Annotated in this window: 24 protein-coding genes, 1 riboswitch and 1 other annotated feature; of the genes, 11 read left to right on the top strand and 13 right to left on the bottom strand. The window is 60.9% G+C overall.

Going from position 1 to position 25,824, the window contains the following annotated elements:
• Window position 1: 1 nt before the first annotated feature.
• Entirely contained in the window at window positions 2–355 is a 354-nt protein-coding gene (locus ATN00_RS02490) for a hypothetical protein (protein WP_062061673.1), read from the top strand.
• 62 nt (window positions 356–417) lie between these two features.
• Entirely contained in the window at window positions 418–1,110 is a 693-nt protein-coding gene (locus ATN00_RS02485) for an EthD domain-containing protein (protein WP_197413653.1), read from the top strand.
• Window positions 1,111–1,165: 55 nt separating this feature from the next.
• On the opposite strand, the gene ATN00_RS02480 is transcribed toward ATN00_RS02485, so the two are convergent.
• Entirely contained in the window at window positions 1,166–2,647 is a 1,482-nt protein-coding gene (locus ATN00_RS02480) for a SulP family inorganic anion transporter (RefSeq protein WP_062061667.1), read from the bottom strand.
• A gap of 73 nt (window positions 2,648–2,720) precedes the next feature.
• Window positions 2,721–2,776, bottom strand: a sequence feature (sul1 is cis-regulatory element that is thought to sense ions involved in sulfur or methionine metabolism; They are found in Alphaproteobacteria).
• Window positions 2,777–3,083: 307 nt separating this feature from the next.
• Here ATN00_RS02480 and ATN00_RS02475 point away from each other — a divergent pair.
• Together ATN00_RS02475 and ATN00_RS02470 are read left to right on the top strand one after the other, a co-directional pair.
• Window positions 3,084–3,275, top strand: coding sequence for a hypothetical protein (locus ATN00_RS02475; RefSeq protein ID WP_062061663.1), 192 nt, complete (start codon window positions 3,084–3,086; stop codon window positions 3,273–3,275).
• A 120-nt stretch (window positions 3,276–3,395) separates the two neighbouring features.
• A complete protein-coding gene (locus ATN00_RS02470) occupies window positions 3,396–4,412 on the top strand; it encodes an alcohol dehydrogenase catalytic domain-containing protein (RefSeq protein WP_062061661.1) in 1,017 nt (338 codons plus the stop codon).
• A gap of 69 nt (window positions 4,413–4,481) precedes the next feature.
• On the opposite strand, the gene ATN00_RS02465 is transcribed toward ATN00_RS02470, so the two are convergent.
• The 5 genes from ATN00_RS02465 to ATN00_RS02445 form a co-directional block, all read right to left on the bottom strand.
• On the bottom strand, window positions 4,482–5,555 hold the full coding sequence (locus ATN00_RS02465) for an LLM class flavin-dependent oxidoreductase (RefSeq protein WP_062061658.1): 1,074 nt from the start codon (window positions 5,553–5,555) through the stop codon (window positions 4,482–4,484).
• 89 nt (window positions 5,556–5,644) lie between these two features.
• The gene (locus tag ATN00_RS02460) at window positions 5,645–6,727 is read right to left on the bottom strand and encodes a phosphotransferase family protein (protein WP_062061655.1); all 1,083 of its coding nucleotides are present in this window, start codon (window positions 6,725–6,727) and stop codon (window positions 5,645–5,647) included.
• Window positions 6,728–6,753: 26 nt separating this feature from the next.
• Window positions 6,754–7,671, bottom strand: coding sequence for an NADP-dependent oxidoreductase (locus tag ATN00_RS02455; RefSeq protein ID WP_062061652.1), 918 nt, complete (start codon window positions 7,669–7,671; stop codon window positions 6,754–6,756).
• A 145-nt stretch (window positions 7,672–7,816) separates the two neighbouring features.
• Window positions 7,817–8,581, bottom strand: a complete 765-nt coding sequence (locus ATN00_RS02450) for a GntR family transcriptional regulator (protein WP_062061649.1) — start codon at window positions 8,579–8,581, stop codon at window positions 7,817–7,819.
• A 112-nt stretch (window positions 8,582–8,693) separates the two neighbouring features.
• A complete protein-coding gene (locus ATN00_RS02445) occupies window positions 8,694–9,506 on the bottom strand; it encodes an SDR family NAD(P)-dependent oxidoreductase (RefSeq protein ID WP_062061646.1) in 813 nt (270 codons plus the stop codon).
• Window positions 9,507–9,819: 313 nt separating this feature from the next.
• Here ATN00_RS02445 and ATN00_RS02440 point away from each other — a divergent pair, with 313 nt between their 5' ends.
• Both ATN00_RS02440 and ATN00_RS02435 read left to right on the top strand, forming a co-directional pair.
• Window positions 9,820–10,254, top strand: a complete 435-nt coding sequence (locus ATN00_RS02440) for a nuclear transport factor 2 family protein (RefSeq protein ID WP_197413652.1) — start codon at window positions 9,820–9,822, stop codon at window positions 10,252–10,254.
• Window positions 10,255–10,291: 37 nt separating this feature from the next.
• The gene (locus ATN00_RS02435) at window positions 10,292–10,741 is read left to right on the top strand and encodes a nuclear transport factor 2 family protein (RefSeq protein ID WP_062061639.1); all 450 of its coding nucleotides are present in this window, start codon (window positions 10,292–10,294) and stop codon (window positions 10,739–10,741) included.
• Here the strand turns inward: ATN00_RS02435 and ATN00_RS02430 are convergent.
• The 6 genes from ATN00_RS02430 to ATN00_RS02405 all read right to left on the bottom strand — a co-directional run bounded on the left by ATN00_RS02430 (window position 10,738) and on the right by ATN00_RS02405 (window position 15,982).
• The gene (locus tag ATN00_RS02430; RefSeq protein ID WP_019052766.1) at window positions 10,738–11,835 is read right to left on the bottom strand and encodes an IS630 family transposase; all 1,098 of its coding nucleotides are present in this window, start codon (window positions 11,833–11,835) and stop codon (window positions 10,738–10,740) included. The genes ATN00_RS02435 and ATN00_RS02430 overlap by 4 nt on opposite strands.
• Window positions 11,836–11,990: 155 nt before the next feature.
• Entirely contained in the window at window positions 11,991–12,803 is an 813-nt protein-coding gene (locus ATN00_RS02425; protein ID WP_062061636.1) for a hypothetical protein, read from the bottom strand.
• A gap of 134 nt (window positions 12,804–12,937) precedes the next feature.
• Complete coding sequence (locus ATN00_RS02420) at window positions 12,938–13,663, bottom strand: EthD domain-containing protein (RefSeq protein WP_062061633.1); 726 nt, start codon at window positions 13,661–13,663, stop codon at window positions 12,938–12,940.
• Window positions 13,664–13,674: 11 nt separating this feature from the next.
• Complete coding sequence (locus ATN00_RS02415) at window positions 13,675–14,499, bottom strand: SDR family NAD(P)-dependent oxidoreductase (protein ID WP_062061630.1); 825 nt, start codon at window positions 14,497–14,499, stop codon at window positions 13,675–13,677.
• 404 nt (window positions 14,500–14,903) lie between these two features.
• Window positions 14,904–15,638 (bottom strand): CbtA family protein, encoded by a 735-nt coding sequence (locus ATN00_RS02410; protein ID WP_062061628.1) that lies wholly within the window; start codon window positions 15,636–15,638, stop codon window positions 14,904–14,906.
• A 116-nt stretch (window positions 15,639–15,754) separates the two neighbouring features.
• On the bottom strand, window positions 15,755–15,982 hold the full coding sequence (locus ATN00_RS02405) for a CbtB domain-containing protein (RefSeq protein ID WP_062061625.1): 228 nt from the start codon (window positions 15,980–15,982) through the stop codon (window positions 15,755–15,757).
• A gap of 255 nt (window positions 15,983–16,237) precedes the next feature.
• Here ATN00_RS02405 and ATN00_RS22740 point away from each other — a divergent pair, with 255 nt between their 5' ends.
• The 5 genes from ATN00_RS22740 (at window position 16,238) to cobO (ending at window position 24,816) form a co-directional block, all read left to right on the top strand.
• On the top strand, window positions 16,238–16,747 hold the full coding sequence (locus tag ATN00_RS22740) for a histidine phosphatase family protein (protein WP_082635283.1): 510 nt from the start codon (window positions 16,238–16,240) through the stop codon (window positions 16,745–16,747).
• 84 nt (window positions 16,748–16,831) lie between these two features.
• Window positions 16,832–17,079, top strand: a riboswitch (cobalamin riboswitch).
• A gap of 179 nt (window positions 17,080–17,258) precedes the next feature.
• A complete protein-coding gene (locus tag ATN00_RS02400; protein WP_062061621.1) occupies window positions 17,259–19,244 on the top strand; it encodes a TonB-dependent receptor plug domain-containing protein in 1,986 nt (661 codons plus the stop codon).
• A 210-nt stretch (window positions 19,245–19,454) separates the two neighbouring features.
• Entirely contained in the window at window positions 19,455–20,489 is a 1,035-nt protein-coding gene (gene cobW, locus ATN00_RS02395; protein ID WP_062061618.1) for a cobalamin biosynthesis protein CobW, read from the top strand.
• Entirely contained in the window at window positions 20,489–24,208 is a 3,720-nt protein-coding gene (cobN, locus tag ATN00_RS02390; protein ID WP_062061615.1) for a cobaltochelatase subunit CobN, read from the top strand. The genes cobW and cobN overlap by 1 nt, the downstream gene beginning before the upstream one ends.
• 2 nt (window positions 24,209–24,210) lie before the next feature.
• Window positions 24,211–24,816 (top strand): cob(I)yrinic acid a,c-diamide adenosyltransferase, encoded by a 606-nt coding sequence (gene cobO, locus ATN00_RS02385; protein ID WP_062061612.1) that lies wholly within the window; start codon window positions 24,211–24,213, stop codon window positions 24,814–24,816.
• 40 nt (window positions 24,817–24,856) lie between these two features.
• Here the strand turns inward: cobO and ATN00_RS02380 are convergent, their stop codons facing one another.
• On the bottom strand, window positions 24,857–25,687 hold the full coding sequence (locus ATN00_RS02380) for an ABC transporter substrate-binding protein (protein ID WP_062061609.1): 831 nt from the start codon (window positions 25,685–25,687) through the stop codon (window positions 24,857–24,859).
• Between the last annotated feature and the right edge of the window lie 137 nt (window positions 25,688–25,824).

Below are 25,824 nucleotides of genomic sequence, written 5' to 3'. Positions count from 1 at the left end.
CATGGCCAATTTCAACCAGGCGCTGCCCGCAGCCTTTGCCGATTTGCAGTCTTTCGTCCCGATCTGGGGTCCGCTCGAAACGGCGGAAGCGCGCTATCTCCAACGGCAGGCCTCCCGTCAGGAAGAGCTGCGCGCCTTCTATGACGCGATGGAACCCAGGATCAGGGATATCCTTTCCTACCTGGATGGCTTTCCTGCCGATCATGATCTTCCGGCGCCCGAACATGCGCTGTTTCAACTGGCGCTTGGGCTGACGGAGGCGGCAGCCGCCATCGAGGTCTATGGCGCGCCTTGCGTGCCTTTTGTCGATGCTCCACACCATGTGAAGATCGACTGGAACGATGGCGTCATCTGAGGCGAGGTCCACTTGGAACCTCGGATAATAATGAGAATTGGGTAGAGATCATGGCCAAACTGATGACGTTGATAAAACGGTCGCCGGACGTTTCCGCAGAGCAGTTCCGCAGTTATTGGCGAGACATCTTCCTTCCCCAGCTTCGTGCACTACCGCTTTGTGCCGATTCCTTATCCCGGGCTGTTCATCATCATGTCGTGCCGAAAGACGTCCGTAGCGGGGAGGGCTTCACGCCGCAGGATTGGGCGGGCGTCGGCTGTTACTATTTCGACAATCATGATGATCCACAGACATTGCTGTCGACGCCCGCTTTTCAGGATTTGTTCGCGGATACATCACATATTGCCAAAGCCACCCATCTGCTCGTCGATGAAATATGGATGTATAATCGCGACAAGTCCCATCTGCCGCTTAAGATGTTTTCCTTCTTTAAGCGACTGCCGCGCTTTACGCGCGCGTTCGCCCATGAATATTATCTGACGCTGCACGCCGATGTTGGGGCGTCGATCAACAAGAACCGGACTGTACGTTATATCCAGAATCACGTACTTCAGACCTACCGCAATCCCGACGCTGAATATGATTTCGATGCCGGTCCGGAAATCTGGTTCAAATCGATGGAGATAGCCGACGATCTTTTCGCGGATGCCGAAGGGATGGCCATCCTGAGCGCAGACGAAGAACGCTTCTGCGACAGGCCCTATAATATATTCTTCATGACTGATGAGCAGCAGGTCTTCTCACGCGATAATTAGGCGGCGTAAAAAGACCCGCAATAGCCGCTTTCCCCAATGCCTCTCGGGCCGTCCGTTACGGGACGGCTCCGCCGACATTGGGAGCGAGACGATCGACCAATATGGCGCTGGCCTCGTTCAGGCCGACCACCTCGACAGCAATGCCATGGTGTCTCATCTTGGTCACAACGTCCTCGAGCGCGCCAACGGCGGTGACGTCCCAAAAATGGCTGGCGGTCAGGTCAATTCGCACGCGGCGCACGGTATCGCGCAGATCGAATTGATCCGCGAAAATATCGGCGCTGGCGAAGAATATCTGGCCTGACACCGTATAGGTTCGCGTGTCGGCTTCCTCATCATGGTGCGATGTAACCCGCATCAAACGCGTCACCTTGAAGGCGAAGAACACGCCGCTGAGCAACACGCCGACCGCGACGCCGGCCGAGAGGTCGTGGGTTGCGACTGTTACAACCACCGTTGCCAGCATAACGACGCCTGAAACCTTGGGATGGAGCGCGAGGTCGCGGAACGACCCCCAGGAGAAGGTGCTGATCGACACCATGATCATGATCGCTACCAGCGCGGCCACGGGAATCTGCGCCACCCATGGGCGGAGCGGCACCATGATGACAAGTAGGAACAGGCCCGCGACCAGCGTGGAGAGCCGCCCGCGCCCACCATAGCGGACATTGCCCACCGTCTGGCCGATCATGCCGCAGCCAGCGATGCCGCCGAACAGCCCCGCGGCCACATTGGCAAGGCCCAGGCCGGTGCATTCCTGCGCCTTTGAACTGGTGGTTTCAGTAAGATCATCGACGACGCTGGCGGTCATCATCGATTCAAGAAGGCCGACTGCTGCCATGGCAAGGGCATAGGGGGCCACGACCTTGAGCGTTTCCCATTCGAACGGAATCGCCGGGAGCGTGAAGGAAGGCAATGAAGCGGGCAGGCGACCAAGGTCCGCAACGGTGTGGATCGGCATAGGAAAGACCAGGCTGATCGCGGTCAGTATGACGATGCAGATGAGAGGCGAGGGAATGACGGTTGTCACCCTTGGCACCAGATAGATGATCGCGAGACCGCCCGCGATCATGGCATAGCTGTGCCAGCTGACATTCAGCATCTGGGGCACCTGTGCCGAGAAGATGAGGATCGCAAGCGCATTGACGAAGCCGGTGCGTACGGATCGCGAGACGAAACGCATCAGCACGTCCAGCTTCATGAGGCCGAAGGCGATCTGCAACAGTCCGGCAAGCAGGGTGGCGGCCAGCAGATATTGCAGGCCATGACTGTGGACCAGCGCGGCTGCGACCAGCGCGACTGATCCGGCCGCGCCGGAGATCATCGCCGGGCGCCCTCCCGTGAAGGCGATCACGATACCGATCATGAAGGAGGCGAACAGTCCCACTTCCGGGTCGATGCCTGCCACGAAGGAGAAGGCTATAACTTCTGGAATCAGCGCGAAGGTGGCGACCATTCCGGCCAATATGTCGCGGCGTGCATTGCCCGCGCCGCTAAACCATTGGGCGCGGTAACGTGAAAGAGATTGTGCATTCATCAGGAGGGACCAGCCGAAAATTCAGGCATGTCGCGAAGAGATGTGGCGGTATGTCATCCGGCCATGCGACGCACGTTGTCCGGCGGATCGGCGGCCGGAATAGCCACCCGGAATTTCACCGGGTCCATACGAATCCGCTTCACCTAATACAGGCGGCACCAGCGCACAACCTTGTCATAAGGTGAAGGGATGGCCGGTTTGGGGATGGAGCCAGTGCATATTCGTTCCGCACATCAAACAAGGACATATGCGGCACCCCGTAAATTTGGCCGATGCGACTCGGCTGGCCGAAAGGCGGGAGGTTGGGAGGCTTTCGATGGCAATTTCACTGATTCAAAAGCCCACCGGCGGCGAGCGTGCTCAGCGGCGCCTCGTCACTCCATCGCCGGAACCGCACGTTGCCCCGAATGGTTCAGCTTGCACAAGGAGAACAGAGATGAAGATGCGTGGAATGAATGTCGCGGTTATCGCGACGCTGGTGCTGACGGGCGCTTCGGTATCGGCCTGCCGTGACGGACGACCGGGCTATAACAGCGATCGGCACCATGGCCATGACCGGGACCACAGGCATGATCGGCACGACCGCCATGGTCGCCATGATAGAAATGATAGAAGCTGGTCCCGCTGATCGGCCTTCTCTTGACCGATAACTGGAGGATGGCCGGTTCTGCGGATTTGGCGATCTACGTGGCATGAGACACCGGTAAGTCCTATAACGATGATGGATTCTGGCCGGAAGGAAGCCCCAATGCCCAATATGATCGCGATGGCGGTGCCGCATGCGGGCGGCAAATTCGAACGTATTGAGCGTGACATTCCCAACCCGGCTCCCGGCGAACTATTGATCGAGGTTCATGCCTGCGGCGTATGCCACAGCGATGCACTGACGGTCGAAGGTCATGTTCCCGGCATCGCATATCCGCGCGTTCCGGGACATGAAGTGATTGGAATTGTGGCTGCCGTTGGAAGCAATGTTGGCGGCTGGCAGGTCGGCGACCGTGCCGGGGTGGGCTGGTTCGGTGGCTCTTGCGGCCATTGCGTTCGCTGTCGCCGGGGCGAAGCCTTCGCATGTGAGGTCATACAGGCCGTTACCGGCGTCACCCGTGATGGTGGCTACGCGACCCACCTCGTTGCCGATGCCACCGCCGTTGCCCATGTCCCCACCGATCTCGACCAGATCGAATCCGCACCGCTCCTCTGTGCCGGGATCACTACCTTCAATGCGTTACGCAATTGCGGGGCGGGGCCTGGCGATCTCGTTGTCATTCATGGCGTCGGTGGGCTGGGTCATCTGGGCATTCAATTCGCCCGGCGGCTTGGCTTTTGCACCGTTGCGGTTAATCGCGGCCGCGGCAAGGAAGAACTCGCGCGGAAGCTGGGCGCCCATGACTATATCGACAGCGAGGATGGCGATGTCGCGCAGATATTGCAGCAGATGGGCGGCGCACGCGCGATCATTGCAACCGTTACCAGTGCGGACGCCATGCGGGCCATCGTGGGAGGGCTGGGCCCTAACGGCGTGATGATGGTGATCGGGGCAGTCGGAACCTTCCCGGTCGATACACTGGATCTGCTCGGCAAGCGCGCGGCGGTGAAGGGCTGGTATTCGGGCGTGGCCGCGGATTCCGAGGACACGCTCGCTTTCAGTAAACTCAACAACGTGAGTTCAATGAATGAAATCTTCCCGTTCGAGGAAGCCCAGGCGGCCTATGATCGCATGATGAGCGGCAAAGCCCGATTTCGCGTGGTGCTGAAAATGCGCTGATAATATCGGCAGTGGTTGGACGGCCGGACCGACGTCATCTTCGTGACCAGCAAGGAAGTTCGATCGGCCCTAGCGTGCGGCGGCGGCCTTCTGTTCCTGCGAACTGTCCACATCCCAGGCATGCAACGTGGGGAGGACTGACGAGGCGAACAGGCGAATAGCCGCTTCCTGCTGTGCGTGCGATCCGATCGTGAACACCAGATCGGTGACGCCGACGCCGCAGTCGCGCAGCGTCGCGAAGCGATCAATCACCGTTTCCGGAGACCCCAGGAAATAGGGCTGGAGGATCAGGGGAACGACCGGAGGGCCGCCCATGGTCTTCGACTGAATTCTCGACTGCTGCTCTGCCATTGCACCGAAATGTGCTTTCATGTGCTCAGCAGCCTGCTCGTCTGTCGGCGCGACATAGGCAAGGCCGCGATAGATCACATGGTCGGGCGTCGGCGTCCATCCGGCAACGGCCGCCCGTGCGTGATAGAGTTCCACCCAGTTCTTCACCACCTCGGGCGGAGCAAAGGAGAAGGCGATCCCTAAGCCGCGCTCGGCGGCGAAGGCGATCGACTCTTCACTGTTCCCCGATCCGTAGACCACCGGATGCGGTTGCTGTATCACACGAGGCCAGGTCGATATGGTGCTGAAATTATAGTGCTCGCCTTTCCAGGCGAACGGCTCCTTCTCGCGCCAGGCTTTCAGGATAAGGTCGATGCCCTCCTGGGTCATCCCACGGGTCTGGTCGGACGGTGTATCGTAAGTGCCATGTTCATTGGGGGTGCCGCGCAGGAACAGGGTCACCAACCGCCCGCCGGTGAGGATGTCGAGCATCGCCAGCTCTTCCGCCAGCCGCACTGGATTGTTGAGCGGCACGAGCGGGCCAAGAAGTGCGATTTTCGCGCGCTTGATGCGTTGGCTGGCGGCCGCCGCGAGCACAACGGGGTTAGGCGTCATCTGATAGGGTGCGTAATGATGCTCGGAAAAGCTGATCCAGTCGAAGCCCAAATCCTCTGCCAGGCAGCACAAATCCAGCCATCGTTCAACCGATGCCTGTGCCACCGATGGATCGCAATAGCTCGGAGAAGCGGGCCAAATCTCTATTCCTGGAGCCGGGCCGTCATAGGACGTCATCCCCAGAAATGAAACCTTCATCGCCGCTTCTCCCTACTGCCACACAATCGACCTATCACCTCAGATCGTCAATGTCGAACATAATTATGCATTATCCTTGAGGCAGTCCCTCATCGTTGATTCATGGCTTGAACCATGCCCATATAGTGATCCATGCGCCCGTCATGGGCAATGCCCAGCAGGCCAGCGAGCATCGACGCCGCCGGATTGTAGACCGCCACCTGATTGTCTGCAGGAAGAGCGCCCGCCTCGATGAGGATGTCCGCCGTCCGCGCTATGACGAGCGCCATCCGCAGAGCCGCCAGCACTTCAAAATAGGCCAGATCGGCGACCGGACGGCCAAGGGCCCGTTCAAATATCGCAACCTGCTCATCCCGGTTCGGCATGCCCGCCGGGAGCGGATTTCCGGCGGCCAGCATCCGGTCCACCACGAACCACCAGCCCAGGTCGATTTCAGCGGGGCCGACGGATGCTGCTTCGAAATCCAGCGCTGCCGTGACCGACCCGTCCGGCCCAAACAGCAGATTGCCGGGATTGGAATCGCCCCAGAGCAGGCCGATGTCCGCCACGGGCGGCCGATTGTCTCGAAGGAAGGCCATCGCCTGATCGATGACCGGATGCGATTTTTTGCACGCCAGATTCCGCCATGCAGCGATCCAGCCCAGATAATGCTCCAGTCCCGGCGCGCCGTAGGGCGGTGACAGAAGGAAATCGAAGCCGTCGCGCCAGTCCAGGCGATTGATCTGCGCCATCGTCTCGAGCGATTGGCGCCATGCGCGGGCGCGCTCCACCGGGTCCAGCTCGATCAGCAGACCGGCCACATGATAGCTGGGATATTGCGGCAAGGATGCGCCGTCCGTCTTGCACATCACCAGGAAGGGCGCGTCGAGAACCGTGCCTTCTACATCCCATCCCAGGATCTCGGGCACCGGGACGCCTCGCTGGGCCAATGCCTCCATCATCCGGGCCTGTCGCTCGATCGAAGCGTCGAGAAAGATGTTCCGTCCCGGATGCTCGATCCGCAAGACGATATCCGCCGCGCCTTTTTCACTCTGAACGGACAGGAGCAGGGTATCTGCGGAAAAGCCGGTTTTCGGCTGCCCGATGCTGACGATATGACAGCTCGCACCAAGTTGCGTGTGCGACGAAAGCCACGCGTCCAGCCGCGACAAGTCGCGCCGCGTTTGAGCCATGCCTACCTCTTGCGTTCCGGCTGCGTTCAGCCGATTTTGACGACGAGTTTGCCGACCACCTCGCCCGACTGGCTGACGGCCAGTGCCTCACTGACGGCGTCGAGCGAATACTCTCCCGCGATCGGAATCTGGACCTGGCCACTCGCGACAAGGGCGGCCACGCTCCCCAGCGCTTCTGCGGTCGGGTGTCCGAAGACCATCATCCCCCGCACGCCGAGCGCTTGGGCATGTTCCTCGGACGGGGGCTGAACCAGGCTGACCAATATGCCGCCTTTTGCCAGCACCGGCCAGGACGCTTCCTGGGTGGCGCCTCCCACGCCGTCCAGCACGACATCCACCTGCCCCGTCTGGGTCGCCCAATCCTCTTCACGAACCAGCGCGATGTCGGCGCCAAGGCCACGAACATGGTCCTGCGTGGCCCGGGACGTCACCGCCGTAACATGGGCTCCGCGCGCTTTCGCCAACTGGATCGCCAGGCTGCCGACGCTGCCGGCCGCCGCATGCACCAGAAGTCGCGTGCCAGCCTTTACTTCTGCCGTATCCAGCGCAACCGTCGCAGTGGCGGCGGCCACTGGCAGCGCGGCTGCCACGACCAGGGACATCCCATTTGGCACGCGGGCAAGCTGATCGACCTTGAGCAATGCGAACTCCGCAAAGCCGCCGGTTATGCCGGGTGATCCAAAGACCGCGTCGCCTATTGAAAGGCCTTGAACGTCCGCGCCCAACGCTTCGATCGTCCCAGCGGCATCATTTCCCAGCGTCGCGGGAAAGGTCAGCGGGGCCGCTTCTGCGAGATAACCTTCCCTGATCTTCCAATCGACCGGATTGACGCCAGCGGCCGCTACCTTCACCAGCACCTCTCCCGGCCCCGGACTCGGGACGGGCACGTCGACTATCTTCAGGACATCTGGCCCGCCATAGGCAGAAATCTGCGCTGCCCGCATGATCTTATCCTCTCAAATCCCCGCTCTTGGCCCGAGGCTATGAGGCGCGCACCGAAGGGTCAAGCGCATAATCATGCATGAACCCATTAATTATTTTCGATGGGCGGTCGGTCACGCCAAGGGGGCGAACTGCCGCATGCCGGCATCAGTCGGTCTGGATCGCTCTGGCAGGGCGACGCGGCGTTCTTTTCGGTTTTATCGAGGCATTGGGCTGCCGCGCCGTTGCCGCCGGGGCTTGAGGCTTTGGTGGCGAAGCCTCGTGAATCTGCTCCTCGATGAACTGGGACACTTTCTCGTAATTCTCAACGCTGAGCGCGACTACGCGATCAACGTCGCGGGCGAGGACGGCTTTCAATATCTGCTCATGATGCGGATTGAGGTCGAGCTCGAATTTCGCGAGCGACATATAGATCTGCCGGTATCTTGCATTTTGCGTATATAGAAGGCGCCAGGACCAGAGCAGCCATGGATTGTCGGCAGCCGCCAGCAGGGCTTCGTAAAAGGCCAGGCGTTCATTGGCGTAGGAATTGAGTTCTTCCTTGCCCTCCACCACCAGTTCCAGCGTCCGAAGGGCGCGGTGGTAGGCTGCGATCAGGTTGAGTTCCCATTCCAGATCGCCATTGACGATGGCGGCCCGCAAGCATGGCAGTTCGATCGCCATCAGCGCTTCTGTCAATTTGCGGAAGCCGGTCGTCGAGACCTGGGAAACCCGAAAGCCGCGATTGCGCTCGATTTCTACCAGCCCTTCGGCAGCCAGGCGCGAAAGCGCCTCTCGCACTGCAGCCTGGCTGAGCGTCAGCTTCTTTTGAAGCTGCGAGATGTTCAGCCGCACTCCGGGCGAGAGCCGACAGGAAATGATATCGGATCGCAAAATTGAATATGCGCGTCCGGTGATGCTGCTGTCTTCCATCCCATCGCCTTAGATCGAAGGCAAAAGGAGTTCAAGGGTATGCATAATATGCGGATTTCACGCGGATGGCCGACGGCGCGATCATCGGCCGTCCGCGTGAAGCGGTTCCTGCCTATTCGATGACGTCGCCCCGCCCGCTGGCTTCCAGAGCGATCATGTCGGCAAGTTGGGGCTGATGCGCGAGATGGCCGCCATCGCACTGAATGGTCTGCGCGGTGATGTAGCTGGACTCGTCGGCCGCCAGGAACGCTGCCAGCGCGGCAATATCTTCCGGTTCGCCCAGGCGCGGCGTGACGACGTGCCGATGGATCGTTTCCGCAAGGACCGGGAAGCCCTTCATTTGTTCGGTCAGGATGACGCCCGGGGCAATGGCGTTGCAGCGAATGCCCTGGCGACCGTGCTGAACGGCGATATATTTGGTCAGCGTGATCACGGCGCCTTTCGACGTGCCATAGGCGATACGCACATTGTCCCCGGCAAAGCCGGAATCGGATGCCGTGTTGATAATCGAACCCGTGCCGGCCTTTATCATGTGGGGGATGGCATAACGGCACCCGACCAATATGCCGCGCACATTGATCGCCATCGTCTTGTCCCACACCTCCAGCGGGATATCGATCGACGTTCTGTCCTGTACGTGCATCTTGTGATCGGTCAGCGCCGCATTGTTGAACAGAATGTCGAGCCTGCCGAATTTCTCGACCGTTTTGGCGATGGCGGCTTCGATCGAGGAGTCTTCACTTGCGTCATAGAACATGCCCACGGCATTGGGGCCAAGGGCATCGGCGACTGCCAGCGCCCGGTCTTCGAACAGATCCGCGACGACGACGCGCGCGCCCTCTGCAATGAACCGCTTTGCGCTCGCTGAGCCGAGCCCCCCGGCGCCGCCCGTTATGATCGCAACCTTGCCTTCAAGCCTGTTCATCTTCCTGCTCCTTTTTCTTTCTGAACCGTGAGTTGCAACCATCGGGTCGATTGCCGATCCGAAATGCAGCTATCCAATAAAGCCCAACGTGCCGGCTGCATGCACGAAAGGGATGATGCCCCTCTATATCCATTGCGCGGTCACTGGCGATTATGACGTTCCAAGCAGCCGGAAGGGCCGTGCGGAACGGTTGACATCATGCATAACAAATTTCATCATGCAATATACCGATAAATGCAGAAAAACCTGCAACAGGGAATGGCGGCGGTCCGGCAAGCCAACCGATGTTGAAAACGGACGCAAGGAGGCAAGGATGACGATAGCGCATGAGGTGCATGTGAAGGCATTTCTGGACGGCTTTCACGAGGGCCGGCCGGACTTCAAGAAGCTCCTCGATACATATTTCAGCGATGATGCTTTCTACCAGCCTTTGGTGCCCATGCGCGTGCCTTCGCGTGGTCGTGAGGCAATCCGGGCCGAACTGGAACGGCAATATGAGTTCTACAGCGACTGCGACTGCATCATCCATGCAATGGGTTCCAGCGATTCCCATGTCTTCACCGAGCGGACCGACACGGTCACGCTGAATCATGATAACAGGCGGATCGAAACGCGTCTGAATGCCGTGTTCGATATAGACGCCAATGGCAAAATCTGCGGCTGGCGCGAATATTATGACTCGGGCGATCTCATCAAGAAACTGGGTGTCACGATGGATCAGTTCGAGCAGATCATGGCGGCTGCCTGACCGCAAGAAACATACTGCACGGAAATGGAAGACGATCATGGGTACACAAGAGAATAAGCAGATCGTAACCCGTTGGCTCGAAGCCGTAAACAGCGGTCAGAATGAGAAGATTCTCGACCTGTTGACGGAGGATTTTCTATTCAAGACCATGGCGCGCAGCCCGGAATGGCTCAAATATCGTTGGAACAAGGAGCAGTTCGCTGCGGCGCCAGAGGCGCAGTCGACCTTGCTGGAATCGCCGATCAGGATGGAACAGGTAAATCTTATCGGTGACGGCGATCTTGTCGTATTGGAAGCGCAAACCGATGCCTATCTCAAAAACGGCAAGCATTATGACAATGCCTACAGCCTGATCTTCCAATTACGCGACGGGAAGATCGAGGAGGTGCGCGAATATAGCTGCAGCCACCTGGTGGTCGAATGTTTCGGTGAGTTCAATCCCGATAATCCCGCGGCGGCCCGGGCTGGCAAAGCGCTCACGGACTAGTCACCTGAATCCGAAGTTCGGCTCATTGTTTTCTGACAGAAGCGCCTAACCGAGGCGAGGATATCGTCGGCGGATTTGACCCACTTGTAGGGCTTGGGTCTTTCGTTGTGAGCGGTGATGAAAGCGACGATATCGGCTTCGAGTTCGGCCGTTGATCGGTGGACGCCTCGCTGCAACTGCTTGCGCGTCAACTCGGCGAACCAGCGCTCGACCTGATTGATCCACGATGCCGACGTCGGCGTGAAGTGTACGTGCCAGTGCGGGCGGCGTGCCAGCCAGGCCTTGATCCTGGGCGTCTTGTGAGTGGCATAGTTGTCCATCACGAGGTGGACCTCAAGGCCTTCAGGCATGGCTGCATCGATCTGCTTGAGAAAGTCGAGGAACTCGGTCGCGCGATGTCGCCTGTAGCATTTTCCGATCACGGCGCCGGTGGCAATATCGAGCGCGGCGAACAGCGATGTCGTGCCGTTGCGGACGTAGGTATGGGTGCGCCGCTCGGGCACACCAGGCGCCATGGGCAGGACCGGCTGCTCGCGATCGAGGGCCTGGATCTGCGATTTCTCGTCTACGCATAGCACCACCGCGCGGTTCGGAGGCGACAGGTAAAGACCGACAATGTCTTGCACCTTGTCGACGAACAGCGGATCGCTCGACAGCTTGAACGTCTCCGACCGATGTGGCTGCAGACCGAATGCGCCCCAGATGCGCCGGATGGTGGTGTGCGATAGTCCGACCTCGGCTGCCATCGAACGGATTGACCAATGCGTCGCGTCCTTGGGCGTGGTGTTCAGCGTGCGCTCGATCACCTGCGCCACCTGCGCGTCGCTCACCGTGCGCGGACGGCCCGCCCGATACTCGTCGGTCAGGCCTTCAATCCCGGCTTGCGCAAAACGGCGACGCCATTTGCCGACCGTATGCTCGTGAACCCCAAGTCGCTCGGCAACCTCCTTGCTCTGCAGCCCGTCCGCGCACAGCAGTACCATCCGGCAGCGGTCCGATAGTGAACGCGGGGCCTTATGACGCCGAACCTGCGATTCCAGGAACATGCGATCAGCTGCACTCAAAACCAACTTGTCCGCCTGACGCCCGACCATCCATGCCTCCTGCGCTCAACAAGAAGCATATACAATGTAGCTTACTTCAGTTCCAGGTGACTAGGGGATAATCGACATTCTATTCCGGCGGGGTTGGAAATGGCGTTGGAGTGGGCATTTGCCTCGCTCCACAAACGCCTGAATGTCGATGCCTCCTAAATCCCCCTCAACTCCTGATCGGCCGATGCCGGATAGAGAGTGATCGGGACATTGTGGAAAGACGAGCCCAGATAATAAGCATGCCCGCCCGACCGCAATGCGCGTTCGCTGAGTGAGAATCCTGACTTTTCAAGCATGGCCCGCTGCCGTTCAACATCTTCGTAGATAAGGTCGATCGATGCCAAAGGTGGGTGAAATTCTGCATGAAAGGGGGAATGGCCCTCCACCAGTCGGACACGATGGGCGCCGCTCAGTCCGGCAGTGCCCAGACCCATAGGATCGCAAGGCACGAAGGCCATATCGAAAAAGCGTTCGAGATCCCGCGCGGTGTCCGCCATATTTTCCACCACCAACGTCACCGCGCCCACTTTAGGCAAGGGCGCCAATTCCAGTTCGGCGAATGGGCCCTGTTCGCGCATTTGCATCTCATTGTCGCCTGCCGTGCAGACCATCAGCGGAATATTATGAAAATCCCTGCCGAACAGATATTCGTTCGCCGCCGGCGCGGGCAGGAAATTGGTGACCACCGGCTGATAGCCCCCTGCAACAAGTCTGTCCGTAGTCGCATCGGCGCTGGTTACGTCCATGGCGACTTCAATCAGCCGCCCTTGACTTGCAAAGGGTAATTCCTCGTGCGGTTGAATGCCCATCAGGCCATGTTCGCCAAAGGCCACGCTGAACGCCGTGAATTGCTCGTCCAGCTTCGGGCTCACGAAATGGAGGCCCAGCAGCGCCGCCGCGTCACGGGTGAAGGCATCAAGATCGTCGACCACCACCGCAATCCGGCAGAATTTTGGAACATAGGTCATATGCTTCCCTCTCCCAGCGCGTCACCGCGCGGCTTTGATCGTGGCCGCGCCATATTTATCTTACCGGGCGCGGCCTCTGAAGGGCTGGATGGGCAACTGTCCGGCCGTTTCAGTCTCAATATACAGCCGGCTTTTCAGCCCACCAACAGGCGTTCCTCGCCTGTCACGAAGCTCAGCATTTCTCCCGGGCGCGAGAATTTTTCCTCATCCGGCCGTATCACGGCGAGATAATCCTCGTGGGTATACATGGCGATGAAGTCCTCCGCGTCGGCAAAGCCCATGTCGGCGGCCATCGGCACGAAGCGATATTGCGCCAGCCAGTCTCCCATCTCCAATGTCGGAGTGGGTCTGCCGTGAAACTGCGTATATCGCGTCAGCATGTTCCACGTTTCCGGCACGGTCTGGGCCACGACGGGATGCACATTGGCCCAATAGCTCTGCGCTTCTTCCAGCGTCAGCGTGTCGACAATGTCGCCCGCTGCCAGAAATTTGACGACCGATCCCGAATCCGGTTTCGATGGCACGACCTTGGCCAGCCAGGCGACCCCATCTGCGGCGGAAACGATGCTCGCGGCGAGCGAACGCAGCGCTGTATCCTGCGACAGCGCCTTCATCGCAGCCGCGGCATCTTCCGCCGTATCGAACCAAAACTCCGCCATGCCATCGAACTGAGGCGGAAAAACCGCCCTTACCTTCTCGCTCAGCGCCGTTGGCGGCACGTCGAGGATCAGTTTCCGCAATGTCCCCAGGTTCTGCAAAGCGTCCCTGATCGCAGGGACCAGTTCATCCTGCCAGCGCCGGGAAAACTGCGCCTCATCGAGCGCGCTCTGCCGGTTCACAAGTGTCGTCACTCTCCACATGGGGCTTATCCTCAAATCGACCGGTTGGCGGGATCGGCGGCGAAATTTTCCAGAACCTCGGAGAAATAGGGCATATGGTCGGTGATGCCACCATCGACGACCATGACCTGTCCAGTCATGAATCGACCATCGTCGGAGGCCAGAAATGCTACCGCGGCGGCGATGTCGCGCGGCGCGCCCAGATAGGGTGTCAGCTTGTGCTTTTCGATTCTGTCGAGTTGTTCCTGGGAATTGCTTTCGTAGACATTGGGAGTCACGACCAGGCCCGGCGAGACGACGTTGCACCGGATGCCCTGTTTGCCATATTGCGTCGCCGTATACAGGGTGAGGCAGTTGATCGCCGCCTTCGAAGATGCATAGGCCGGGCCATAGAGATCCCCGCGCAGCGCGGCGCCCGAACTGGTGTTGATGATCGACCCGCCGCCATTTTTGAGCATCAGCGGTATGCCGTGCTTTATCATCAGCATGGTGCCGCGCGTATTCACCAGAAATGCGCGATCCCAAATGTCCGCCGGCATGGCGGTTATGCCCATATCCAGCGCCATCTGCTCGCCGCGGGTATCAGCCGCATTATTGTGCAGGACATCCAACCGACCATGCTCAGCCTCAATCGCGGCGAAGAAGGCGATGATGCTCGATTCCTCGGCAAGATCAAGGTGGAGCGCGGTTGCCTTGCCGCCATCTGCAACAATGCTTTGGGCGACCTTGTTCGCGCTGGCGGTGTTGACGTCGCCTATGACGACCTGAGCGCCCTCGGCCGCAAGACGCCGGGCGCTGGCCTCACCGATGCCGCCCGATCCGGTGACGACCGCCACCTTGTTTGCCAAACGGTTCATGCTTTTCCTCTCCAGTCCACTTGCAGATCGCCTTTTGCGCGGTGTTCCTTGTGCTTTACCGACATCCACCAGCCGTCCGTGTTCGGATCGTCATTCAATATGGTCGATGCCCCTGCCGATCATGCCAGTAAAAGGTCGCGGCATGGCTTTGGGGAAGTATGAAGATAATCTGCAACATACTCAATAGTGCATATTGGTGGTATTTTTGCTTTCTGAGTATCGCATTTATGAAATGCCGTGCGGTCGCTGACCGGATGCTGAGAACAGGCAGCAGATGCTCCCATGACCTTGCGCTGGATGCGGCATGACATGCCGGACCCGGCTCGTCGAACTGCCGGGCGCGGATGCTGGATATGGCCTTCGGGATCAAAGGCGGAAGAATGGGCCTCGATGGCCGCCGCGGGTCATTGTTCTTTCCGCAGCACAGATTCCGCCATCATGCCAAAGCCCACCCCGATGATCGACCAAAGAACCCCTTGCATGGCTATGGAGGCGACCCGGAAGTCCCATAGCACGGTCGCCGGGAAATCATTGGGCACCTCGTTGATCTCCGGCAAAACGGCCTGGGCTATGAAAACCGTCACGATATAAATGACGACGGCGCCGATGCTGCCGTTGAAGCCTCCGAATTTTTCGGCAAGGCCACGCCCAAGGCTGAAGGCGATGGCGAGAGCTGCCAACGACAGTCCGATTGCTGCAAAAAAAGCTGCGGTACGAAAGCCGACCGTTTCATGCAGGCCCACCGCTGGCGGCGTCGGTGGATATTTGAGCGCGGGCACCAGGGCGACGGCAAAAAATGCCGCGATGGCGAGCAACAGGGACAGGGTGCGTGGCCCGATCATGCCGATACGGCCGTAGGCGGCAGCGAAGACGAGTGAGAAAATACCCCCTACTGCCGCGCCGTAAAGCGTTATCGCCGTCAGGAGGCCCAGGCCTTTCTGTGTCGCGCGGCTGACCAGCTCAGCTTCTTCCGGCACGCTCATGCTCGCCATGTCCGCATGCGCCATATGTTCGTGGGCAGTTTCGAACCCTATGGCCAGATCGATCGATGGCTCAGCGAAGGCGCGGGCGAACAGGGCGACAAGCACGGCTGCGATGATTCCCGCGATCATGCCGCGGATGAGAAGGCTTCTGCTCATGACGAATTCCGCCTCAAAGCGATGCCCAGGCGATCGGAATCGATCGCTGGTCAGGAAATCGCGGTAAAATAGGGAATAGATGCGGCCGATCTGATGCAGTCGGATCGCAAACCGCTCTAGTGGCAGGGAAAGCCCAAAAGATGCCGACCGTCATGCACGAATTCGTGCACATACATGCCCTTGAACAACGAAAAGGCGCCTTGTTCGGTGCTGACGAAATAGAGGAAGATCAGCGCCAGCAGCGTACCGAATATCGCCCAGGGCAGGATTTCGCGCAGTGGTATGGTGCTGCCGCCCTGCAGGGGGATGAAGATGTCTTCGGCAAATAGCGTCGTGGTGGCCATGATGATGCTCCTTTCGGGATTTTCGCGTCCCGCCGGTGTCCGTTCGCCCGAGGAAGGTCTGACTTTCACCCGCCCCCTCTCGACAGAGATGGGCAACGGACGATAACAGTGGCGCGACCGTGCCGGAATCTCACCGGCTTCTTCCTCGACCTTGCCCGCACGACATAGGATGGAACCGGGCGCAGCGTCAACGTCCCCCGGGAGGATCGACTGATCAAGCGCCTGAACCTGCTCTGCCACGCGGCGACGCCATCTATGCGCGAAGGCGGTTTTCCGGCGCCCGGCGAAGCCGTCGATGAAGGAGGATCGCGTGCGACCGCTGGATTGCGCCTGCCCCGCCCAACCCCCAGAACTATCGTCACGAGTCCGATGGCTGCGGCGCAACAGACGGCCGATCTTTTGGGAGTGGCCGCGCAGGTCGAGCCGGCACTGCGGGACATCGATCATGGCGACTGGGCAGGACGCAGCTTCGCGGACATTCACGCGCGTGATCCAGGCGCCTTCGCTCGCTGGCTTGCCGATCCGGCACCGGGCGTGCCGGGCGGCGAAACGATGGCAGTGCTTTTGTCGAGGGTCGGGGTATGGATGGATGGCATCGACGGAGATGTGCTCGCGATCACCCATCCCATGGTCATCAGGGTCGCGATCGGCGTTGCGCTCGACCTGCCGCAGCAGGCATTATTGCGAATAGATATCGCGCCGCTTTCCAGTGTCACCCTGTCGTTCAACCGTGGCTGGCGGCTTCAGGCGCTCCGTCCCCTTTGACTGTCCGTATCCGTGGCGCTTGCGATCCGCCTGCATCTGGCATATTGGCTGCGCGTCCTTGCGGAAGGCTCCGGCTGGAATCGGGGACAATGATCGCGCTGGTGGCCTTGTGAGAGGCCTTAAAAGGGAATGCGGTGCGGATGGATACATCCATCCAATGCCGCGGCTGTCCCTGCAACTGTAAGTGGCGAGTGCGATGTACATGTGCGGACGGGCTAACGACTCGAACCGCCAGCCACTGGGCCGGACGCTAAGTCATGCGAGGCCTGGGAAGGCCGTGCATCAAGCGATGACCCATGAGCCAGGAGACCTGCCGGCGTCTGGTCGCTCTTGCCCTGGCCCAGGGGATGGCCGTGGCACGGTGAACTCCGTCTGAGCGACGAACGCGCGGCAGGGGCCGCATCGGAGACGTGCGTCGGCCGCCCATTGGCGTCCGGTCGCCGCGCGTGCCGACCGTTCGTGAACGGCACGCCCCTGTCCAACGTCGATTGGACGCCGACGGGGGACTGTCTTGAATGATATCATCCTATCGCGGCTGGCTTTTGCCGCGGTTCTTTCTTTCACCGCGACACTGGCGCAGGCCGAAACCAGCGACGATGCGGGCGGCATCGTCGTTATTGGCAAGAGCCTGGAAGAGCTGCTGCCCCAGCAACTGTCCCGCTATGGCAGCGATATCGAGACTGTTACGGACAAGCAGGTGCGCGACGGCGGATATGTCGATGTTGCGCGCGCGCTGCAGACGGTGCCGGGTCTCTATATCATGCCGGGTTCCGGGCCGTTCAGCTATGTCGATATCTCACTCCAGGGGTCGCGCACGCAGGACGTGCTGTGGACGGCCGACGGCATCCGCCTGAACAACCGGCTTTATGGCAGCACCTCGCCCAACGACACGCTGCCCGCCAGCATGATCGAGCGCATCGAGGTGCTGAAGGGTGGCGAGAGCCTCTTCTACGGCACGCAGGCGGCGGCTGGCGTCATCAATGTCGTGACGCGCGGCTTCACCGATGCCTTCAACGGACAGGTGAATGGCAGCGTCGACAGTCGCTCCGGCGTCAATCTCGACGGCTATGCGCGGGGCAGCATCGGCGATCACAAGTTCGTGGTCTATGCCTCCCGCAACCAGGCGGAAGGGTATCGCCCCTACAGCGTCATGCAGCCCAGCGCGACCGACCGGAAGCGCGGCTATCGCCTGTGGTCGGTAGGCGGCAAATATCAGTTCGATTTCACGCCAGACCTGCGTCTCAACCTGCAATATCAGCACACGGAAGCGAAACTCGACAATCTGAGCGCCTCGCGCGTCAACACAAGCCGCAACGACCGCAATGAAGAGATTGCGAGCGCTCGCCTCGATTATACCGGAAGCGACACGATCCAGTTCTTCCTCAAGGGCTATTTTCACGACTGGAAAACGGCCTATGTCCAGATACTCAATCCCATTCCAGCCGGGCCGCCGATCGTGGTTTATCCGGCTGGCACCTTCTGGGGCTATCAGGACTATGGCGGCAGCGCGGTCGTAAAACTGCATCCGCATCGCGGCCTTGAATATCTGATCGGCTATGATTTCCAGAATTTCAACGGCCGCGACGACGTGTTGCTGATCGGCAAGACCAGCGAACAGGTGCATGCCGGCATCCTTCAGGTCCGTACCACCGATGAAATCAGTGACCGAGGCCGGATCGCGGCTGGAGCGCGCTATAATGAAAGCGGCGGTGCGAAGAAGACGATCTGGAACGTCAGCGGCCGTTTCGACATCAGCGACACCCTCTATGTCGAGGGCATTGGCGGCACATCCTTCATCCTGCCTGATGCATCGTCGCTCTATGGCATCGACCCGTGCTGTGAGATCGGCAATCCGAACCTGAGGCCGGAGCAGAGCCTGAACATCAATCTGACCGTAGGTGGAGTTTTTCCGCTGGCGGGTGGTGCGCTCTACTGGAAGACGACCTATTTCCAGCGCAGGATCACGAACCTCATCGACACATATTATGGTGATCCAGCCTTTCCCAATGGCACGTTCATCAATGTCGATACCCGCGTGAAGGTGCGCGGCGCCGAGTTCCAGATCGACGCGACGCTGGCGCAGACCTGGCATATCAATGCGAGCTATACCTATACCCGGGCTCGCGACGGAGATTCGACAACCCAGCGCGACAGAACGCCCCGGCAATATGCCAAGGGCGCTATTGCCTATGCGCCGGAAGACCTGCCCTTCGGCGCCAATGTCGCGGTGAACTGGGTCGGCGACGCCTATTCCTCGCCCTTTGGCTTCCCGCGCCAGAACTATGGCAATTACGCGACCCTCGACATCGGCGCGCATCTTTATGTCGACGGCGCGGCGCGGCGGCATCGCTTCGGCGTGAATGTGGAAAACGCCACCGGCAAAGAATATGCGACGCGCGGTTTGGGATCGGCTCCCGCCGATGCGGGCGGGCGCTTTCTTTATTTCCTGCGCGGCGTGCCCCGGACGCTCCGGGTCAGTTACGGCCTGAGTTTCTAACGCTGCAATGCTCCGCTCGTTTCTCTTCCTCCATCGCTGGTCCCGCTTATTGCGGGGCAGCGGCGTCCCGCCACTTCCCGCTGCGGTAACCTTTGTCACAGGGATGGCGTTCGCAAGGCCGGGCGCAATTCCCGGGCCGAGCGCGGCAGGAGGAGACGCGAGCGGCAAATCCACCGTCACCCATGCCCCCATCCAACAAGGAGCGAATGCTTGAGCAAGATACCCACCACGGTCATCACCGGTTTTCTGGGCGCGGGCAAGACCACGCTCATCCACCATCTCCTCCAGAATGCGAAGGGCCGCAGGCTGGCGCTGATCGTCAATGAGTTTGGCGATGTCGGGGTCGATGGCGAATTGCTGCGCGGCTGCAATGAGGAAGCCTGCCCGGAGGATGACATTGTAGAGCTGGCCAATGGCTGCATCTGCTGCACCGTCGCCGACGATTTTCTTCCGACCATGCAAAAGCTGCTCGACCGGCCCAGCCCGCCCGAACATATCATCATCGAAACATCGGGTCTCGCATTGCCCAAGCCGCTGGTGAAGGCTTTCCAATGGCCCGACATCCGAACTCGCGCGACCGTGGACGGCGTGGTGGCGCTCATCGACGCCGATGCCGTCGCCGCCGGCCGGTTCGCGACCGACGAAACGGCACTGGCCCTCGCCCGCGCTGCCGATCCGTCACTCGATCATGACAGCCCGCTGGAGGAACTGTACGAGGATCAACTCGCCTGCGCCGATCTCGTCATTCTCAACAAGTCCGACCTGGTCGATGACGATACGCTGAGCCGGATCGAGAGCGATATATCGTGCGACACCCGCGACGGCGTGAAGATCGTGCGGGCCGATCATGGCGCGGTCGATGCCAGCATATTGCTCGGACTGTTCGCTGGCGCCGAGAATGATCTGGAGGCCCGTCCATCGCATCACGATGCCGAGCCGGACCACGATCATGACGATTTCGATAGCTTCGTCGTCAGGGGCGGCGAGGTCGCCAGCATCGATCCGCTTCTCGCGGCCATGACGCCCCTGATCGCAGCTCACGACATCCTGCGCGTCAAGGGCATTATCGCGATTGAAGGCCGTCCGGCACGGATGGTGATCCAGGCGGTAGGCCCGCGTATTCAGCACCATTTCGACCGCGCGTGGAAGCCGGAAGAGGCGCGCATTTCACAGTTGGTCGTGATCGGCCAGAAGGGCCTCGACCAAGCCGCCATCGAAAACGCTCTGGCGGCGGTGCTCCTCTGATGCACCTGCTGGCCGCCACGCCGGGAACCGTCTCCAATGGCGATGAGGCGATCGACCTTGGGCAATCGCCCGGCGAGATCATAGTCCTGACGGTGGCGGACAGCGAACTGGCCTGCTTCGCCAAGGCGGCGTCCATGCTCGGTGACGAGGCGCCGTCGATCCGGCTCGCCAACCTGTTGCAGCTCAAGCATCCCTATTCGGTCGATCTCTATGTCGAAAAGGTGATCGCCCACGCCCGCTTCCTGTGCGTCGTCCTGTTGGGAGGCAAGGCTTACTGGCCCTATGGCGTCGACGAGATCGCACGGGTCGCGCGTGAGAAAGGGATCGCCTTTGCCGCCATCGCCGATGGGCGCGAACCCGATCCGTCACTCGATGCCGCCTCCACGGTGCCCCGGGAGGTCAGCGAAAGACTGCGGGATTATCTGCGCCAGGGCGGCGTCGCCAATGCCGTCAGCTTCCTGCGCCATGCCGCGCGGCTGATCGGCCGCGACATCGGTCCGCCCGATGATCCCGTGCCCGTTGCCGACGCAGGGCTTTATCTTGCGGGTGTCGAACGTCCGACGCTGGACGATGTGCGGGCGGGCTGGACCGACGGACGGCCGGTGGCGTTGCTCTGCTTCTATCGTGCGCTGATGATGGCGGGCACGCTCGATGCCGTCGATGCCCTGGTGGCCGCGCTGGCGAGCCGGGGGCTGAACGTCCTTGCGGTCCATGTCCGGGCACTGCGCGAACCCTTCGCGATCGACTGGCTGCGGGGCCTTATCGCGGCGATAAAGCCCGACATCATTGTGAACGCAACCTCTTTCGCGGCCTCGTCGCCCGGCGAAAGTCGTGTCGCAGGCATCCTCGAAGATGCCGACTGCCCTATCCTCCAAACGGTGTTCGCCGGTGTGGAGCAAGGCAATTGGGCCGACAGTCCCCGGGGTTTGGGGCCCCGCGATCTCGCCATGAATGTCGCGCTGCCCGAGGTGGACGGCCGCCTCTTCACCCGCGCTGTCGCCTTCAAGGCGGTCGAGCGGTTCGATGAAAGGACGCAATGCGGCATCGTGGTGCCGCGGGTCGCGCCCGACCGCGTGGCTTTCGTCGCCGATCTTGCAGCCAACTGGGCCGCCCTGCGGCGCACGCCCGTGCCGGAGCGGCGCGTCGCGCTGGTCCTTGCCAACTATCCCAATCGCGACGGCCGGATCGGCAATGGCGTCGGCCTCGACACGCCCGCCAGCGCGGCCGCCATCCTCACGGCGCTTCGAGAAGCCGGATATAGCGTCGGTGACGCTCCGGAAGACGGCGCGGCGCTGATGGCGGTCATGATGGGTGGCGTGACCAATGCGCCCATATCAATGGATCGTCAGCACGAAGTCAGTCTGCCGCTCGCCGATTATCATGTTGCGTTCGACGCTCTGCCCGGTGAGGTCCGCGATGCCGTGACAGAGCAGTGGGGCGCCCCGCAGGACGACCCCTTCGTCCGCGATGGCGCCTTTCATCTGCCCGTTCATCGCTTCGATCATGTCGTCGTCGCGGTGCAACCGGCGCGCGGTTACCATGTCGATCCCAAGGCGACTTATCATGACCCGGCGCTGGTGCCGCCGCACGCTTATCTCGCCTTCCACTTCTGGCTCCATCGCGCATTTGGCGCGCAAGCCGTCGTTCATGTCGGCAAGCATGGCAATCTCGAATGGCTGCCCGGCAAGGCGCTGGCGCTGTCGGGCACCTGTTTCCCTGAAATCTGCGCCGGTCCGGTGCCGCAGCTCTATCCCTTCATCGTCAATGATCCGGGTGAAGGCACGCAGGCGAAACGCCGGATCGGCGCCGCCATCATTGATCATCTGACGCCGCCCCTGACCCGCGCCGAAAGCTATGGCCCGCTCAAGGCGCTGGAGGTGCTGGTCGATGAATATTATCTCGCCGCCGGGATGGACCCACGGCGGATCAACCATCTCAGGATGGAAATCCTCGATCTTGCCCGGTCGCAAGGCCTCGATGCGGACGCGGGCGCCGTGGGCGACGGTGACGCAGCGCTCGCGGCGCTCGACAATTATCTGTGCGAACTGAAGGAAATGCAGATCCGTGACGGGTTGCATATCTTTACCCGGTCGCCGGAGGGGCGGCTGCGCGCCGACCTTCTCATCGCCCTGTCGCGAACGCCGCGCGGTCATGATCATGCAGGACAGGCATCGTTGCTTCGTGCGATGGCGGATGATCTGGCGCTTGGTTTCGATCCGCTGGATTGCGCCATGGGCGAGGCTTGGACCGGCCCCAAACCGGATAGATTGGCGCGCATGTCCGACGCCCACTGGCGCACGAAGGGCGATACGATCGAGCGCCTCGAACTGCTCGCCGTAACGTTGGTGGACGGTGCGCTGCCAACGGGTCCGGCGTCGGCGGCGGTCATGCGGTCGGTGCTTGGCGATCTGGCGCTGCGCGTCGATGCCTGTGGCGCGGCCGAGAAATCGGCGTTGCTGGCGGGCCTGGACGGGCGCTTTATCATGCCCGGCCCCTCCGGCGCGCCGACACGCGGGCGGCCCGATGTCCTGCCGACGGGGCGCAATTTCTATTCGGTGGACACTCGTTCGGTCCCCACCGCCACCGCCTGGGAACTGGGCCGCCGCTCCGCGCAATTGTTGATCGACGATTATCTCCAGCGCGAGGGAGAATATCCCAAGGCCATGGCGCTGTCCGCCTGGGGTACGGCGAACATGCGAACCGGCGGCGACGACATCGCCCAGGCGCTGGCTCTCATGGGCGTGCGCCCGCGCTGGGACTGGACGTCGGGCCGCGTGATCGGTTTTGAGGTCATGAAGCTGGCCGAGATCGATCGCCCCCGCGTCGACGTCACCTTCCGCGTTTCGGGTTTCTTTCGCGATGCCTTTCCCGAGCAGATCGACCTGCTCGATTCGGCGGCGCGCGCGGTCATGGCGCTGGACGAACCGCAGGAGGATAATCCTGCCGCCGCCCGTCATCGCGCCGAGACCGCGCGCCTGATCGATGAAGGGAATGACGCGAAGGCGGCCGCTCTGCGCGCCGGTTTCCGCATATTCGGGTCGAAGCCCGGTGCCTATGGCGCGGGCCTCCAGGCGATGATCGACGAGAAAATCTGGCATGATCGGGCGGACCTCGCCAATGTCTATCTCGACTGGGGCAGCTATGCCTATGGTGCGGGCGTCGAGGGCGATGCGGAGCGCGAACTGTTCACCGCGCGTCTGACTGAGGCCGATGCCGTTGTGCAGAATCAGGACAATCGTGAACACGACCTGCTCGACAGCGATGATTATTACCAGTTCGAAGGTGGCATCGCCTCGGCGGTGGAGCATCTCTCGGGCAAGCGTCCGCGCGCCTATCACAACGATCACAGCCGTCCGGAACGCCCGGTAATCCGGACGCTGGAGGACGAAATCGGCCGTGTCGTTCGCGCCCGCGTCACAAATCCCAAATGGATCGCCGGCGTCATGCGCCACGGCTACAAGGGCGCGTTCGAGATCGCCGCGTCGGTGGATTACCTCTTCGCTTTCGCCGCGACGACCCATGCGGTCCGCGACCATCATTTCGACGCCGTCCACGCCGCCTTTATCGAAGATGAGGCGGTGCGCGCCTTCATGGCGGAGGCCAATCCCGCGGCCCTTCGCGAAACCGCGGCCCGGCTCGCCGAGGCGCTGGAGCGCGGCATGTGGAAACCCAGATCCAACAGCGCGGGCCTGTTGCTCGCCAACCTTGCAGGAGCATGACGATGGTTGAACGCACCGAAGAGCGGCACGCCGAGAAGATGAAGAAGAAGCAGGCCGCGCATGACAAGATCGTCGCCGCCAAGACGATCGAGAAAGGCCTGCTGGTCGTCCACACCGGCAAAGGCAAGGGCAAGACGACGGCGGCGCTCGGCATGGTCGTGCGCGCCATTGGTCACGGCAAGAAGGTTGGCGTGGTCCAGTTCGTCAAGGGCGCGATGGCGACCGGGGAGAAGGCTGTATTCGACGCCTTCCCGGGGCATGTGGAATTCAAGCCGATGGGCGAGGGGTTCACCTGGGACACGCAGGACCGCGCCCGCGACATCGCCGTTGCGCGTGAGGCGTGGGAAGAGGTCAAGCGCATGATCCGCGACCCGGCCTATGATATGGTGCTGGCCGATGAACTCAACATCGTCCTGCGCTACGATTATCTGCCGCTTGACGAGGTTCTGGAGGTGCTTGGCGGGAAGCCGGAGATGACCCACGTCATCGTGACCGGCCGCAATGCGCCCGAAGCCCTGATGGAGGCTGCCGATCTCGTGACGGAGATGACCCTGATCAAGCACCCCTTTCGCAGCGGCGTGAAGGCGCAGGCCGGAATCGAATTTTAATCAACGCTTGCGTGGGGGGCGAAGAAGCGGACGGCCGGTTTTAATGGCGGTCAAGCTGCCGGGCCAGGCTTTGGGCGGCCATGACATAGGCCGGTCCCCCACATACCGTCCATGCCTGGGGCAGGTGCAATCGCTTGATCCCGTTCAGCGCGGGGTGATGGAGCATTTCGGTGCCGAGATCCGTCACCCTGTCGCTGGCATCCTCGATGATAATATAGTCCGGTCTTGCTGCGATCATTTCCTCCAACGACATCCGGGACAAGGCGGGCTTGCCCAGGCGGGTCGCAAGATTGACGAGCCCCATGCGCGCCATCAAATCGTCTACGAGTGTGCCGGCGCCTGTCAGATAACCCCGGCGCTGATAATAAGCGGCAACACCGCGAGGGCGCTTGGGAGGAAGCCGGGCGAGCGAAGCGTCCATATTGCGGATCAATGCCTCTCCGCGGTCCCCATGGCCAACGGCGGTGGCGATTTCCCTGACCTGACGCACAATGTCTGCATAGCTTTTGGCGGACGGCAATTCCAACAGGGGATATCGCCCCTTCAATGCCGCGCGGGTTTCCATCCGGCGACTTGGCGATGCGACCAGCAGATCGGGGTTCAGCGTAAGAACCTCCTCCGCCGATCCGCGCATGACAGGCAAGCGATCCGCGGCGGCGGCCCCGGCGGACATGGCCCGGTCGCGTGACAGATGTGTCAGTGCGGCGATTTGCGCCGGGTCGGCAATGGCCATCAGATATTGGTCAGCGCAAAGATTGAGGGAGACAATGCGCTGAGGTTTGTAGTGATGCTCGTTGGTGCCCTGCGATGCTACCGTGCTTGTCAGAAAGCATGAGATGAGAATCGCAATATAGCCCGAGCATCTTGACATGCTAACGATTCAAACCTCAAAATTTCCATCAGGAGCCAAGGCTCGAAGACTATCGGTCGGCCAGTTGGATCGTTGGCGTTGCGCTACCGGATCATATTGGCGTTGAGCAAGCTGAAACCGCTTTATCGCTCTCACGC

It is taken from the genome of Sphingobium baderi (genome assembly GCF_001456115.1).
GTDB classification, from domain to species: Bacteria; Pseudomonadota; Alphaproteobacteria; order Sphingomonadales; family Sphingomonadaceae; genus Sphingobium; species Sphingobium baderi_A.
The sequence above is the reverse complement of the archived record's forward strand: the minus strand, read 5'-3'. Positions and strand labels throughout refer to the sequence as shown.

Excerpts from the sequence above, each read along its gene's own strand:
- ATN00_RS02490 (WP_062061673.1), top strand. The coding sequence starts at position 2 with ATGGCCAATTTCAACCAGGCGCTGCCCGCAGCCTTTGCCGATTTGCAG.
- ATN00_RS02485 (WP_197413653.1), top strand. The coding sequence starts at position 418 with ATGACGTTGATAAAACGGTCGCCGGACGTTTCCGCAGAGCAGTTCCGC.
- ATN00_RS02480 (WP_062061667.1), bottom strand. The coding sequence starts at position 2,647 with ATGAATGCACAATCTCTTTCACGTTACCGCGCCCAATGGTTTAGCGGC.
- ATN00_RS02475 (WP_062061663.1), top strand. The coding sequence starts at position 3,084 with ATGAAGATGCGTGGAATGAATGTCGCGGTTATCGCGACGCTGGTGCTG.
- ATN00_RS02470 (WP_062061661.1), top strand. The coding sequence starts at position 3,396 with ATGCCCAATATGATCGCGATGGCGGTGCCGCATGCGGGCGGCAAATTC.
- ATN00_RS02465 (WP_062061658.1), bottom strand. The coding sequence starts at position 5,555 with ATGAAGGTTTCATTTCTGGGGATGACGTCCTATGACGGCCCGGCTCCA.
- ATN00_RS02460 (WP_062061655.1), bottom strand. The coding sequence starts at position 6,727 with ATGGCTCAAACGCGGCGCGACTTGTCGCGGCTGGACGCGTGGCTTTCG.
- ATN00_RS02455 (WP_062061652.1), bottom strand. The coding sequence starts at position 7,671 with ATGCGGGCAGCGCAGATTTCTGCCTATGGCGGGCCAGATGTCCTGAAG.
- ATN00_RS02450 (WP_062061649.1), bottom strand. The coding sequence starts at position 8,581 with ATGGAAGACAGCAGCATCACCGGACGCGCATATTCAATTTTGCGATCC.
- ATN00_RS02445 (WP_062061646.1), bottom strand. The coding sequence starts at position 9,506 with ATGAACAGGCTTGAAGGCAAGGTTGCGATCATAACGGGCGGCGCCGGG.
- ATN00_RS02440 (WP_197413652.1), top strand. The coding sequence starts at position 9,820 with ATGACGATAGCGCATGAGGTGCATGTGAAGGCATTTCTGGACGGCTTT.
- ATN00_RS02435 (WP_062061639.1), top strand. The coding sequence starts at position 10,292 with ATGGGTACACAAGAGAATAAGCAGATCGTAACCCGTTGGCTCGAAGCC.
- ATN00_RS02430 (WP_019052766.1), bottom strand. The coding sequence starts at position 11,835 with ATGGTCGGGCGTCAGGCGGACAAGTTGGTTTTGAGTGCAGCTGATCGC.
- ATN00_RS02425 (WP_062061636.1), bottom strand. The coding sequence starts at position 12,803 with ATGACCTATGTTCCAAAATTCTGCCGGATTGCGGTGGTGGTCGACGAT.
- ATN00_RS02420 (WP_062061633.1), bottom strand. The coding sequence starts at position 13,663 with ATGTGGAGAGTGACGACACTTGTGAACCGGCAGAGCGCGCTCGATGAG.
- ATN00_RS02415 (WP_062061630.1), bottom strand. The coding sequence starts at position 14,499 with ATGAACCGTTTGGCAAACAAGGTGGCGGTCGTCACCGGATCGGGCGGC.
- ATN00_RS02410 (WP_062061628.1), bottom strand. The coding sequence starts at position 15,638 with ATGAGCAGAAGCCTTCTCATCCGCGGCATGATCGCGGGAATCATCGCA.
- ATN00_RS02405 (WP_062061625.1), bottom strand. The coding sequence starts at position 15,982 with ATGGCCACCACGACGCTATTTGCCGAAGACATCTTCATCCCCCTGCAG.
- ATN00_RS22740 (WP_082635283.1), top strand. The coding sequence starts at position 16,238 with ATGCGCGAAGGCGGTTTTCCGGCGCCCGGCGAAGCCGTCGATGAAGGA.
- cobN (WP_062061615.1), top strand. The coding sequence starts at position 20,489 with ATGCACCTGCTGGCCGCCACGCCGGGAACCGTCTCCAATGGCGATGAG.
- cobO (WP_062061612.1), top strand. The coding sequence starts at position 24,211 with ATGGTTGAACGCACCGAAGAGCGGCACGCCGAGAAGATGAAGAAGAAG.
- ATN00_RS02380 (WP_062061609.1), bottom strand. The coding sequence starts at position 25,687 with ATGTCAAGATGCTCGGGCTATATTGCGATTCTCATCTCATGCTTTCTG.